This is a genomic window from uncultured Thalassolituus sp. (assembly GCF_950066645.1).
In the GTDB taxonomy this organism is placed as follows: Bacteria; Pseudomonadota; Gammaproteobacteria; order Pseudomonadales; family Oceanobacteraceae; genus Thalassolituus.
The window spans coordinates 182,801-196,337 of sequence record NZ_CATMFB010000007.1 but is presented as its reverse complement, the minus strand read 5'-3'; the positions used below and the strand labels follow the sequence as shown (position 1 = coordinate 196,337).

Genomic DNA, 13,537 nt, shown 5'->3' with positions numbered 1-13,537 from the left:
CAAGCGCGAGCCCAATAGCGATCTGTTTCATGATGTTTCACCCTAAAATAAATACCAATTGTTCGCTGTAACCCAAGTCTACAGCGACTGATGACGTGCTTTTGAGGCGCGATCAGGCGATTGGAGGGCGAAACAGAGAGGGGGGAATACCAGAGGTGAGGTTGGCCTGATAGTCGGCTTGTCCGTTTTCTGAGAATAAATTGGCCAAGTGTGAAGCGGCTCCGGTCAGAACGACAGAGCCGTGGCCATGACAATGGCAGCAATGGTGGCAGTCATATACAGACTGTCCGGGCTGATCGGGTGTCTGCTTGGCGAGCAGATTGTCGTTTTGAGTATCAGTGGCACTGGATTGGTGCGAATGGTCGAATTCCAAGTGCTCCGTCCCGAATTGATGAAGCTGGTGAACGTCCGCCATGGCAGCCACGGATTGCAGGGCAATCAGTAGAGCCAGTAGACAAGTTAAATGATGGCGGATGTTCATGTGAAATGTGGAGCCCTTATGTTGTCAGGTTCAAAACACTAGCTGCCATAGACTATCATATTATAGAAAAGTTCACCAAAACCGTTTCCGGTCAGGATTTCAGCTGCAAAATACGTCGTGCACCGTTTAGGACAACGACGCCAATAATGAGACCAATCACCAGATCCGGATAGCGGGAACCGGTCCAGGCGACCAGGCCACCAGCCAGGATAACCCCCAGATTGGCAATCACGTCGTTGGCGGAGAATATCCAGCTGGCTTTCATATGCGCTCCACGATTCCTGCTTTTGGCGATCAGCACAAGGCACAACACATTGGCCGCCAAAGCAGCCAGGCCCATACTCATCATCAGGACGGACGCTGGCTCGCTGCCAAACATAAACCGCCGCACAACTTCACTCAAAGCGCCAAACGCCAACATCAGTTGCAACCAGCCAGAAAAATGTGCCGAGCGCAGTTTCAACCGAGTGCTGCGCCCAACGGCATAGAGCGCCACGCCATAAACGGCGGCATCAGCGAACATGTCCAGGGAATCGGCGATCAAGCCAGTGGATTGCGCCCACCAGCCGATGGTGATTTCAATGACAAACATGATGCCGTTGATGGCGAGTAGCCATTTCAGAATACCCGATTCTTTTTGTGCCTCCTGTTGTGCATCTTCATGTGCTTGGGCGATGGCATCACTGTCTACGGGTGATGTGATTTCAAGCGTAGCGCCCAAACCAACAGAGTGCATCCGTTCCTCAATCACATCGGCATTATCCCCATGAAAGATACGCACTATGCGATTGGGGGTATCAAATTCCAGCGTTACTTTGGGTTCCACACTATCCAATGCCATGCGGATCACGCCTTCCTCCGAAGGGCAGTCCATCCTGGAGACATGATACTCGCTAACATAGCCGCCTTGGACGACGCTTGTGCCATCGGAAATCTGTGGTGTGTTGTCTCGTGCATCGCTGTTACAGCTAGCACAGCATTGCTCAGTCATATTAAAACGCTCTTGTTTTTTCCTGGTTATGCAGTTTAAATTCTATAGTCACTATAGAATCAAGAGTGAAATTGGTGGTTATGAAAATAGGAGAATTGGCGAGCGTTACCGGCTGCTCAATACAGACGATCCGTTATTATGAAAAAGAAAATCTGCTGCCCTCAACCCAACGCACCGAGGGAAATTTTCGCTTGTATGACAAAGCGGCCGTCGACCTGTTGCTGTTCATTAAACACTGCCGCAGTCTGGATCTCAGCTTGAAGGAAATCCGTCAACTATTGGCGCTCAAACGCTCGCCTGGCGCGCAATGTGATAAGGTGAATCGGATGATGGACGCCCATATTCAACAAGTGGAAGACCGCATTGCCGAGCTGACGCAATTGCGTAGGCAACTCAAAGCGTTGCGCCGCAGTTGCTCAAGCGACCGCACGGTGGAGCAGTGCGGCATACTGCAAAATCTGACCACCTAGTCAGAATCCGAAGCGGTAACATTGGTTTTCTGATCATTGGAAGTCACACGTCTACCCTGGATATCCCATTCCACCTTGTTCGGCGATTTTTCACTGAGGTCGGGCTCATGGCGCAGTTTCTGGCCAGTTACAGGGAAAGCCTCTGATGACATTGCCGACATTTTTATCCGTATCGTCCAGAATCTGATCAATCACGCCAATGAAGCCCTTAAACAGCATCAGCTCTCACAAACTCAGCAGGTTGACGCTCTAATCGCGGCATTACGGGATGTTATCCAGGCGTATCAGATTCCCGGTACCGAGATAGAGCGCCTCGACGCGATTGCCCAGGCATTTCAGGGAGAACCCGACGAACTTAAAAAGCGCTGTGACGAGCAGTTGGCCTATGCCAACAATAATTATCTGCCCTTTATGCTGTCACTCTACCGGAGCAAGCGGGCTCTGTTGTTCGATTGCGTTGCCCACATGGATTTACAATCGACGACTCAGGATCAATCGACGCTCGATGCTCTGGCCTTAATCATGGGGCATCGTCGTAGTCGTAAGCCGACTCTGGATGCCGTGAATGCCAAGGGCGAGCCGCTTGATCTGTCGTGGATACCCGATAAATGGTTAAAACTGGTCACTGGAAAAACGACCCGCAACAGAAACAACACGGAAGTGCATCGAAAATATTTCGAACTCTGCTTGTTAACAACGCTGGCCCAGGAGTTGAAGTCTGGCGACGTGGTGATCATGGGCAGTGATAAATATGGCGATTTTAGAGACCAGTTGGTGAGCTGGGAGGAGTATCACGAACAGATCGCCGAGTACGGTGAACTGGCCGGCATCATTACCGACCCCAAAGCGCTTGTTGCCGAACTTAAACGTTGGTTGAGAAAGTCATCGAATGAAACCGATAAAAAATTTCCGGGCAATGATCAGGTCAGAATTGAAAAAGGTGAGTTGGTCATTCAGCGCGTTAAACGCAACCCCATTCCCGCCGCACTGGAAAGAATCAATCGTGCATTGGATGACCGGCTGTCGGAAACCAGCATCCTCGACGTATTAATTGATATGGAAAAATGGCTGGGATTAAGCAAGGGTTTCAAGCCATTATCGGGGCATGAAACCAAACTCACCGATCATCAGCGTCGCTTTATCGTTACCTTATTTTGTTTCGGCTGCAACCTGGGGCCCACACAAACCTCCCGTTCCATTGAGGGCATTAACCGTCGCCAGATTGCGTGGTTGAACCTGCGTCATTCGACAGAGGAGAAGATCGATGAGGCCATTACCAAGGTCATCAATGCCTACAATCGATTCTCCCTACCGAAGATTTGGGGTACCGGCAAGACGGCGTCAGCCGACGGCACCAAATGGGATCTTTACGAGCAAAATCTTTTGAGTGAACACCATTTGCGGTATTTGGGTACCGGTGGCCTCGGCTACTATCATTTGTCTGATACCTATATTGCGTTATTCAGCCACTTCATTCCCTGTGGTGTTTATGAGGCCGTGTATATCCTCGATGGATTATTGAAAAATCAGTCAGACATTCAGCCCGATACCATACATGGAGATACCCAATCCCAGAGTGAAGCGGTGTTCGGGCTCGCTTACCTGCTGGGCATCAAGCTGATGCCCAGGATTAGAGGCATTAAACATCTGAAGCTCTACCGGATCAGCAAAGAGGATCACTTTAAGCATATCGATACCTTGTTCAAGGACACCATAAAGTGGGAGCTGATCGAATCGTGTCTGCCCGATATGCTACGCATTGCGTTATCAGTGAAAGCCGGAAGAATCAACGCATCGACCATTCTGCGACGATTGGGAACCTATTCCAGAAAAAACAAGCTTTACCTGGCTTTGCGAGAGCTCGGTCGAGTCGTTCGGACCGTTTTCCTGCTGCAATACATTGCGGAGGCTGAAATCAGGGAAATGATCCAGGCCGCGACGTGCAAAAGTGAGGAATTTAACGATTTCTTGCAGTGGGTGATGTTTGGCAATGATGGCTTGATCGCGGAGAACGTTCGGCACGAACAGCAAAAAATCATCAAATATAATCATCTTGTCGCCAACATGATTATTCTTTACAACGTGGTGACAATGACAAAGGCGCTTGGGGAGTTGGCAGAAGAGGGCTATCCGATTGACCCCGAAGTGCTTGCCGGGACATCACCTTTTCGCAGGGGCAATATCAATCGTTTTGGAACGTACTCAATGAATATGGACCGGGAAGTCCCCAACATCGAGTTTAACATACCAATCCCAATACCAGACAAAGACACCGGGTTGATCATTAATTAATCTTGTGGCTGTTTATTTAAGGAATCGTTGCCGACCCTCATCACTGCCCTGCCAGTTGTCAAAACTTACCAAAGGTGTTCGCTATGCCCTTCTGGGAACGGCTGTTGGCATCACTGCCACTGCGCAATCAGAAGAAGTAATGCAGCTGGATGCACTTTCGGTAACCGCTGAAACATCCGGGGACAAGCGCGACGCAGAGGCGTACCAGGCTGACATTTCCCGCTCGGCGTCAGGTCTGACTCTGGAAGCACGAGAAACCCCTCAGACAGTCAGCGTGTTCAGTACACAACGTATTCAGGACCAGAAGCTCAACACCCTGAATGACGTACTCAGCCAGACGTCAGGTGTCTCGGTAAAAGAGTATGACAGTGCCCGTCAGTACTATTATTCCCGTGGATTTGAAATCAACACCATCATGATTGATGGCGTACCAACCCTGTTCGATCCGGGCTGGGGCACTGGCGAAAACTCCGCCAACACCGCAATTTACGACCAGGTAGAAGTCATCAAAGGATCTACGGGTCTGACCACCGGCAGTGGTAACCCTTCTGCAGCCGTAAACCTGATCCGTAAACGTGCGGATAACACTGAATTCGAAGGCACCGCAGAACTGACACTGGGTAGCCGTAATGAACGCAATGCAGAAGTTGACGTCTCTTCGGGCCTGAACCAGTCAGGCAGCCTGCGTGGCCGTGCGGTCGTTGCGCACAATGAAGAAGACTCCTTCCGTGAAATCGGCGACAGTGAACAGAATGTTGTCTATGTAACGGCGGAAGCAGACCTCAACGAAAATACCCTGCTGACAGTCGGCGCCAGCTACCAGGACAACACCAACAATGCCCCTACGTGGGGTGGTATCCCTGGCTGGTACAGCGACGGCACCCGCAGCGATTACAGCCGCTCTAAAACAACCTCTGCAGACTGGGCGTACTGGAACACCCAGCACACCAACGTGTTCGCTGAACTGAAGTACAACCTGGACGATACCTGGACACTCAACGGACGCCTGAATTACGGTAGCAATACCGGCGATTCCCGTCTGCTCTACGTTTACGGTAACCCGGATAAAGAAACAGGTGCCGGGATCTTCCCTTATGCTGGAGGGAACTTCAGCACGGATACCAGCTACTCTATGGTCGACCTGTTTATATCCGGGACCTACGAGCTTTTCGGCTATAACCAGCCGCTGTCTTTTGGTATTTCCAGCTCCGTTCGTGACTTCACCTCTGACTCCGCGTTTGCTACTTCTGTTGAGCCTATTGATGACTTTAATGCGTGGGATGGCAAAGACTACCCGGAACATGTCTGGGGTGAATCTTTCCTGTATGAAGAGTTCACCGACACTCAGGTGGCTGCCTACGGTTCTACCCGTATCCAGTTTAGCGACAGCTTCTCAACCGTTGCAGGCATCCGTATTACCGATCAGGAAGTTGATCGCAAAGAAGCAGCATATAACGACGCTGAAGTGATCGAACACACAGGCATCGTTACCCCATATCTGGGTCTGCTTTATAACCTCACAGAAGACCTCACGGGTTACGCAAGCTACACCGAGATTTTCACACCTCAGGAGGAGCGTAACAGGAACGGTAGTCACCTTGACCCAATTGTTGGCCGTAGCGCAGAGCTGGGCATGAAAGCGGGCTTCAATGACGACCGTATGATTGCGTCTTTTGCCCTGTTCCGCACTGTTCAGGACAACCTGGCGGTTGCTGATGGCACCAACGTGGTGGCCGGCACCACAGATCAGGCTTACAAAGAATCCGAAGGCGCGACCTCCCGCGGCTACGAAATTGAAGTGACCGGTGAGGTCATGGAAAACTGGGAAGCACAGGTCGGTTTTACTTCTTACGAAGTTAAAGATGCCGACGGTGAGAAAATCAACACTGAACAGCCACGTAAGATCCTGAAAACCTACACCCGCTATCAACTGCCAGGTGAGCTGAGTGCCTTCACTGTCGGTGGTGGTGTCAACTGGGAAGGTGACAGTTACGCAACGGCAACTAACCCAGTCAGTGGTGCCAGCGAGCGCGTAGAACAGGAAGCCTTTGCTCTGGTCAGCCTGATGGCGAAATATCAGGTCACGCCTGAATTCACAACTCAGCTGAACATCGACAACCTGACGGATGAAACCTACTACACCAATATCGGTACTTTCGGTCAGATTGCGTACGGCTCGCCTCGCACTGTGTCCTTAACAGCGACTTATGAGTTCTGATCCGGACAACAAACTTAAATGAAACACATAATCAGTCACCCACTGAGTAATGTGCTGGCCGCCCTTCTGGGCGGCTATCTGTTTACCTGGGGTTTTATTTCTCTGGCGATCACAGGATCTGTATTCAGCGGTGTGGATTTTCACACTGCTGAACACGGGGCACTGCTGATCGCTTTTCCTTTATATCTGCTGATGTTTTTCTGGATAGCTGTGAGCCAGCGCTTCTGGCTGAGCCGGGCGGTCTCATTTATCGGTGGGACTTTAATGACCCTGTCTGCCTGGTACCTGCAGGCCACAATTGTTCAGGCGGGAGTTTAATATGCAGACAGGAAACACTCGCCAGGCAATGGCCTGGCTCCACACCTGGCTGGGGCTCCTGGCCGGTTTCGTATTAATGGTCTGCTTTTTCTTTGGCAGCCTGTCAGTGTTTGACCGCGAGATAGATCGCTGGGCGATTCCGGAAACACGCTTTGATCCTCAGCCTATGCCCTCATACGACAACATGCTTAAGGGTATTTTTGAGAAAAGTGAACCGGATGTCGCGGAATACAATCAGCTGATGCCGATCTATCACGATCCGGCTGCCGGTGATATGACACCACGAACAGAGCTCCCACCAGACGAATACTGGGCCTATACCACCCACCGCGATCCGGTGCTGCGGATGGGTGTCGGCTTCCGGGTTCCCCACCCTGCAGAAGCTGACGAACATAACCATATTCATGGCAACCTGACGATTGATCCGCGGGATGGAAGCCTGGTGCCGGACGACCACCTGAAGATTGGTAGCGACTGGTTTTACCCTTTGCACTACAGCCTGAATCTTGAGTGGAAGTTTATCGGCTACTACATCGTCGGTCTTGCGGCGTTTTTTATGTTAGTTGCTCTGATTTCTGGCATCTGGATTCATCGGCGGATATTCCGTGAATTCTTCACATTCCGGCCGGCAAAACGTGCCCAGAGAAAAACACTGGATATACATAATATGTCGGGTGTGATTGCGTTACCGTTTCACTTTTTCTTCGCCATCACTGGTCTGATTATCTTTGCGTCATTTTTCTATTTCCCGGTCAACAGCACTATGCTGAAGCCGCTGCATGAATTGTCAGAGGAAATCGAAGCATCTCACAAGGGCCTGCCACATGATCGGGCTGGCATTGACGCTGACATCGCATCTGTTGATGCCATGATCGCAGATGCAAAGCATCGCTGGTCTGAGCGGGGTATGCCAGGAGAAGTCGGTTTTCTGATGGTCACTCATGTCGGTGATCTCAACAGTTATGTGAGCATCTATCGGGCCGGCAGCGACCGCGTCGCTCTGGTGGGCGAAGGCATCCACTACAAAGCGGCAACAGGTGAACTGCTGCGCGAAGATCCACCGCATTCTTTTGCAGAGGGGGCCGCCGAATTTCTCACCGGACTTCATCTGCAACATTTTGAGCACTGGTTTCTGCGCTGGCTGTATGTTTTCGGTGGGCTGCTTGGTTGTGTCTGCATCGCTACCGGTTTTATTTTTTATGTAGAAAAACGCAAGTCCCAGCACGCACGGGCAGGTTCACAGGGAAGCCGGCTGACCGATGCATTTGCAGTAGCCACTGTCACCGGTATTGTGGTTGCTGCCTGCGCTATGCTGTTGAGTAACCGTCTGATTCCAACGGATACAAGTGGAAAAGGCGACTGGGAAAAAATTGTGTTCTGTTCCGTATGGGGATTAACGCTGCTGCATGCTCTCTGGCGAAGCAGCCCGGTAGCACGCGCAATGAGCAATCCAGCATGGCGCGAACAGGCACTGACCATCACAGTACTGGCGGTTGCCGCAGTGATTGCCAACTGGCTGACCACCGGAGACCACCTGATTAAAACGCTTTTCACCGAGCGCTATCTCGCGGTTGCCGGAACAGATATCAGCCTGTTGATTACGGCTGCGATTGCCTGGGTAAGTGCCCGTAAGCTGGCCCCGAAACCGGATAAATCACTGACCAGAAATTTATCCACTGATACCGCAACCAGAGAGGTAGGTTATGAGTAATGCACTTCTGTTTGTGGTGGCAACTGCGGTGATGTTTCTCGGTATGGGATGGCTGGCTCTGTCTCTTCCGAGTCATTGGCGGCAGGTTCACAAAGGTCAGCCTGCGTCCGGAAAACTCCGTATCACCGGCTACCTGGCAGTGTTTGTTTCTGGGGGGATATGCCTTGTTGCGGACCATCCGTCGATGGCGGTACTGGTGTGGTTTATGCTGATTGCACTCTGCGCATTTCTGACCGCAATGACACTGAGTTACCGCCCTGCTTTATTACGGTTTATTCCGGTATTTACCGCCGCATAAGCGGCGGTAAATAGCGCCTGATTATTCAGTATCACTCAGGCGCTGTGCAGCTTCCTTCGTTTCTTCTGCGGCATCCGCAGCTTCGTCCGCGACTTCTTCGCCAGCATCGGCCACTTCATCAACCGCATTCTCAGCGGGGCTCTGCCCGGACTGCAATAATTCTTCGGTGGCTTCGCCCGCTTCTTCAGTCATTTCTTCAGCAGCATCGGCGGCATCGCGGGCTGCTTTTTTCACCGCGTCAACGCTGTTTTCTGTTGCTTCCTCGACGGTAGCTGCTGCGTTCTGGGCTGTTTCTTTTGCGTCGTCGCAACCCGCGAGGGCGAACGCAGAGAGGATCAGTGCAAATGGGAACATTAACTTTTTCATGATGTTTCTCCTGAGTGATTAAACCTGTTCCATAGACACTTCATTACACAAGTGGTTCAGCGTTTTAAAAAATTCACCGCGTTTTTGCCAGCAAGGTGAGACGGTCAGACGCACAACGTTTCTGGCTTACTGCGACTTCGGGAGAAACGAGTTCACCGCGATATGTGCTCAGGCCATTTAAAAGATTGTGATTATTCAACAGTGCTTCTCTTGTCCCCTGCCTGGCGATCTCAAGAACAAAAGGCAAGGTCGCGTTGTTCAGTGCAAGGGTTGAACTTCGGGCAACGGCTCCCGGCATGTTTGCCACACAGTAATGAACAACGCCTTCTTCAACAAACAAAGGCTGAGTGTGCGTAGTCGCGCGCGACGTTTCAGCACACCCGCCCTGATCAATTGCCACATCGACAATAACCGAACCCCGCTTCATTGTTTCCAGATGCGAACGCGTAATAAGTTTCGGGGCAGACTCTCCGGGAACGAGCACAGCACCAATCACCAGATCGGCGTGCCGCAGCTGCTCATCAAGTGCTGTACGCGTCGAATACAAGGTCTGTATCTGATTTCCGAACAACAGATCCAGTTCACGCAGCCGCGCCATAGATTTATCCATAACCGTCACTTTAGCGCCCATACCAATGGCGATAGTCATCGCATTGGTACCCACCACGCCGGCTCCGATTACCAGAACGTCGGCGGCAGGCACTCCCGGCGCTCCAGCCAGCAGAACACCCCGTCCACCACAGGCCATTTCGAGACTACGGGCACCAGCCTGTACAGCCATGCGCCCGGCAATTTCAGACATGGGAGCCAACAGCGGCAGGCGCCCCTGATGGTCGGTTACGGTTTCATAGGCAATGGACGTCGCGCCACTTGCGATTAAAAGATCAGTCAGTTCCGGAACGGGCGCCAGATGGAGGTAGGTAAAAAGAGTGTGCTCAGGGGTCAGCAACGCGACTTCCTGCGGCTGAGGCTCCTTCACTTTGACAATCAGTTCGGCGGCACCGAAGACCTCTGCGGCATCTGCGAGCACTTCCGCACCGCTACTGAGGTAATGCTCATCATTAAAACCGATCGCATGTCCGGCCTGAGTTTCGACAAAGACCTCGTGGCCATGATGGACCAGCTCTCTGACGCTGTCGGGCGTCAGCCCGACCCGGTATTCCTGATCCTTGATCTCTTTCGGTACACCAATACGCATCGCCGCTCTCCTGCTTCGCCTCAGATCAGAATAGCAGTGAGCGGCGTTAGCTTCCTAGTCAGCGTTACCAGCCGTTACAGAATCCCTGCTGTACCACCAGCGGTATAACGCCGGGAGCACGAACAAGGTCAGTAGCGTCGATGACAGTATGCCGCCAATCACAACGGTCGCGAGCGGTCGCTGCACCTCCGCACCGGCAGTGGTGTTCAGGGCCATCGGCACAAAGCCAAGGCTGGCCACCAGCGCCGTCATCAGTACCGGCCGCAGGCGGGTCAGTGCTCCCTGCGTGACGGCCTCAACCAGTCCCAGCCCCTGAGCACGTAACTCGCGGATAAAACTGAGCATCACCAGACCGTTAAGCACCGCAATGCCCGACAGAGCAATAAAGCCCACCCCTGCAGCAATGGACAACGGCATATCACGGAGCCAGAGCGCGAGCACTCCGCCGGTCAGCGCCAGTGGCACCCCAGTAAAGATGATCAGTGCGTCACGAAGACTACCGAACGCGACCACCAGCAAGGCAAGCACCGCGGCCAACGTCGCGGGCACCACCCAGCTGAGACGCGCCGATGCAGATTCGAGCTGCTCAAAGGTGCCTCCGTATTCCAGCCAGTAGCCGGGCGGTAAGGTCAGTTCGCGCGTCAGACGTTGCTGAACCTCGTCCACAAAGCCACCCAGATCCCGGGCTCTTACATTGGCACTGACGACCACCCGACGTTTGCCATTCTCGCGGCTGATCTGAGCAGGCGCTGAGGTGAACTCAATGTCTGCCAGCTCGGAAAGCGGCAGATAACCGCCCTCAGGCAGAGGCATGGGCAAACGCTCCAGGGCGTCGATATCGGTACGGCGGTCTTCAGGCAGACGCACCACCACCGGAAAACGCCGGTCACCTTCATACAGAGTGGCCGCCTCCCGGCCGCCAATACTGGTACTCACAAACGCCTGCAGATCAGCCACGCCCAGTCCATAACGCGACAGGGCATTCTGGTCAGGTATCAGGTTGACCACCGGCAGGCCACTGACCTGCTCGACCCGCACGTCGGCCGCCCCGGGAATCGTCGCGACAATCGCCTGAATACGGGCAGCGCTCTGCGCCAGCACCTGGTGATCATCACCGAAGACTTTAATTCCAAGGTCGGAACGCACCCCCGACAGCAGCTCATTGAACCGCATTTCAATGGGCTGACTGAATTCGTAGTTATTGCCGGGCAGGCGTGCCAGAGCCTGCTGGAGGTTTTGAATCAACGCCTCTTTGCTTAACTCTGGGTCTGGCCAATCAGCCTTCGGCCGGAGCATCACAAAGGTATCGCTGACATTCGGTGGCATGGGGTCCGTGGCGACTTCCGGCGTACCCGTTTTTGAGTACACCCGGGCGACCTGTGGAAAGGCCAGCAGAGTCTCTTCCACCAGGGTCTGCATCTGCACAGACTGCTCCAGGCCGGTCCCTGGTATGCGCATGGCGTGTAAGGCGATGTCTCCTTCGTCAAGCTGCGGAATAAACTCCTGGCCCATGCGACTGGCCAGCCACACGCACACCAACGTCAGCGCAAGTGCCGGCAGGAAAACCCGTGAGGGCTGCCTCAACACGGCCTCGAGTGCCGGTTGGTAGAGTGACCTGATCCGTTTTACGGAGGCGTTCTCATGTTCAGCAACGCCCCCCTTAACACACACGGCGACCGCAGCGGGCACAAAAGTGAGACAGAGCAGCATGGCGGCCACGAGCGCCATGACCACCGTAATCGCCATCGGATGGAACATTTTTCCTTCAACCCCACTGAGGCTGAACAGCGGGATATAAACCAGCGTGATGATGGCAACGCCAAACAGACTCGGGCGGATGACTTCGGCGGTGGCCTGATACACGATCCGGAGTCGGGTCTCCAATGCCAGGGGCTGTCTCTGGCCCTGCTGGCGTTGATGTTCTCCTAACCGGCGCAAACAGTTTTCAACAATGATGACCGCACCATCCACAATTAAGCCAAAATCCAGCGCCCCCAGACTCATCAGGTTGGCAGACACACCGGTACGCACCATGCCTGTGATGGTTGCCAGCATCGCCAGAGGAATCACCAGTGCGGTAATCAGCGCCGCACGCAGATTCCCCAGCAACCAGAAAAGCACCGCGATGACCAGAATCGCTCCTTCGAGCAGATTGTTGCGCACCGTCGCAATCGTGCGGTCGACCAGTGCGGTGCGGTCGTACACGACCTCCGCGATCACCCCGGGAGGAAGTGACCTGCGCGCAGCATCAAGTCGGTCGGCCAGCGCTGCCGCCACCGCTGCAGGGTTCTCGCCGACCTGCATCATGGCGGTACCGAGGACAGTTTCCTGACCATTCATGGTCGCAGCGCCGGTGCGCAGCTCTTTACCCTCAATCACGTCGGCCACATGGCGCAATGCGAGCGGGGTGTTACCAACACGCCCTACCGGTGTTTCGGCAATGGCGGCGACATCGGCAAACTGCCCCTGCGTCCTGACCAGCCACTGTTGCCCCTGGCGCTCAATATAGCCGGCCCCCAGGTTACGGCTGGCGGACGCCAGAGCGGCGATGATGTCATCATGGCGGACACCGGTTTCAAGCAGTTTCAGCGGATCAGGCAGGACGTGAATCTGACGCTCGTAGCCGCCCATTGTGTTGATTTCGACCACCCCTTTCACCTGTGCCAGCTGCGGTCGCAACACCCAGTCCTGCAGTTCACGTAATCGCATGGGGGTATAAGGCCGCCCCTGCTCATCACGCGCATCCGGAGTGGCACTGAGGGCGTAAACAAAGATCTCGCCCAGACCAGTCGCCATAGGGCCCATCACGGGTTCTGACCCCAGCGGCAACTGACTGCGGATGACACTCAGGCGCTCGTTGATCAGCGTCCGGGCCTGCAACAGATCGGTGCCCTCCTCAAACACCACAGTGACCTGCGATAACCCATAACGTGACAACGAGCGCGTATAATCCAGCCCGGGCACACCGTACAGCGCGGTTTCAACCGGCCAGGTAATCTGTTGCTCAACTTCGGCGGGGGGTGTAGCCCGGCGCCTCCGTATTTATCTGAACCTGCACATTGGTGATATCGGGCACGGCATCGACCGGCAGTGACTGCGTACTCCAGAGCCCAATGGCCGTCACCACCAGCATCAGCCCCAGCACCAGATATCGCTGCCCGACCGAGAAGCGTAAAAGGACATTCAACATACCG

General features: G+C 53.7%; 10 protein-coding genes and 1 pseudogene. 6 read left to right on the top strand and 5 right to left on the bottom strand.

All coding sequences use genetic code 11. From position 1 onward, the window contains the following. Positions 1–112 precede the first annotated feature (112 nt). Positions 113–481, bottom strand: a complete 369-nt coding sequence (locus tag Q1L85_RS08415; protein WP_076515232.1) for a hypothetical protein — start codon at positions 479–481, stop codon at positions 113–115. A 91-nt stretch (positions 482–572) separates the two neighbouring features. Further along, entirely contained in the window at positions 573–1,472 is a 900-nt protein-coding gene (locus tag Q1L85_RS08410; RefSeq protein ID WP_068435057.1) for a cation transporter, read from the bottom strand. A gap of 80 nt (positions 1,473–1,552) precedes the next feature. Between Q1L85_RS08410 and cadR the strand changes: the two genes are divergently transcribed. The 6 genes from cadR to Q1L85_RS08380 all read left to right on the top strand — a co-directional run bounded on the left by cadR (position 1,553) and on the right by Q1L85_RS08380 (position 8,779). Next, positions 1,553–1,942: a Cd(II)/Pb(II)-responsive transcriptional regulator gene (gene cadR, locus Q1L85_RS08405; protein WP_068435055.1), complete on the top strand. Its 390-nt coding sequence runs from the start codon at positions 1,553–1,555 to the stop codon at positions 1,940–1,942. Positions 1,943–2,017: 75 nt separating this feature from the next. Next, positions 2,018–4,234: a Tn3 family transposase gene (locus Q1L85_RS08400; protein WP_300432844.1), complete on the top strand. Its 2,217-nt coding sequence runs from the start codon at positions 2,018–2,020 to the stop codon at positions 4,232–4,234. A gap of 55 nt (positions 4,235–4,289) precedes the next feature. Next, positions 4,290–6,452, top strand: coding sequence for a TonB-dependent siderophore receptor (locus tag Q1L85_RS08395; protein WP_300428154.1), 2,163 nt, complete (start codon positions 4,290–4,292; stop codon positions 6,450–6,452). A gap of 18 nt (positions 6,453–6,470) precedes the next feature. Continuing rightward, on the top strand, positions 6,471–6,770 hold the full coding sequence (locus tag Q1L85_RS08390) for an iron uptake protein (RefSeq protein WP_300428155.1): 300 nt from the start codon (positions 6,471–6,473) through the stop codon (positions 6,768–6,770). 1 nt (position 6,771) lies between these two features. After that, positions 6,772–8,481, top strand: a complete 1,710-nt coding sequence (locus Q1L85_RS08385) for a PepSY-associated TM helix domain-containing protein (RefSeq protein WP_300428156.1) — start codon at positions 6,772–6,774, stop codon at positions 8,479–8,481. Beyond that, the gene (locus Q1L85_RS08380; protein ID WP_300428157.1) at positions 8,474–8,779 is read left to right on the top strand and encodes a DUF3325 domain-containing protein; all 306 of its coding nucleotides are present in this window, start codon (positions 8,474–8,476) and stop codon (positions 8,777–8,779) included. Before Q1L85_RS08385 ends, Q1L85_RS08380 begins: the two co-directional genes overlap by 8 nt. Before the next feature lie 21 nt (positions 8,780–8,800). Here Q1L85_RS08380 and Q1L85_RS08375 read toward each other — a convergent pair whose 3' ends face one another. The 3 genes and pseudogenes from Q1L85_RS08375 to Q1L85_RS08365 all read right to left on the bottom strand — a co-directional run bounded on the left by Q1L85_RS08375 (position 8,801) and on the right by Q1L85_RS08365 (position 13,533). After that, positions 8,801–9,145 (bottom strand): hypothetical protein, encoded by a 345-nt coding sequence (locus tag Q1L85_RS08375; RefSeq protein WP_300428158.1) that lies wholly within the window; start codon positions 9,143–9,145, stop codon positions 8,801–8,803. A gap of 73 nt (positions 9,146–9,218) precedes the next feature. After that, positions 9,219–10,343 carry an alanine dehydrogenase gene (ald, locus tag Q1L85_RS08370; RefSeq protein ID WP_300432842.1) on the bottom strand — a complete coding sequence of 375 codons (1,125 nt, stop codon included), beginning with the start codon at positions 10,341–10,343 and terminating at the stop codon, positions 9,219–9,221. A gap of 54 nt (positions 10,344–10,397) precedes the next feature. Next, positions 10,398–13,533 (bottom strand): annotated as a pseudogene (locus Q1L85_RS08365) (efflux RND transporter permease subunit). Positions 13,534–13,537: the final 4 nt, after the last annotated feature.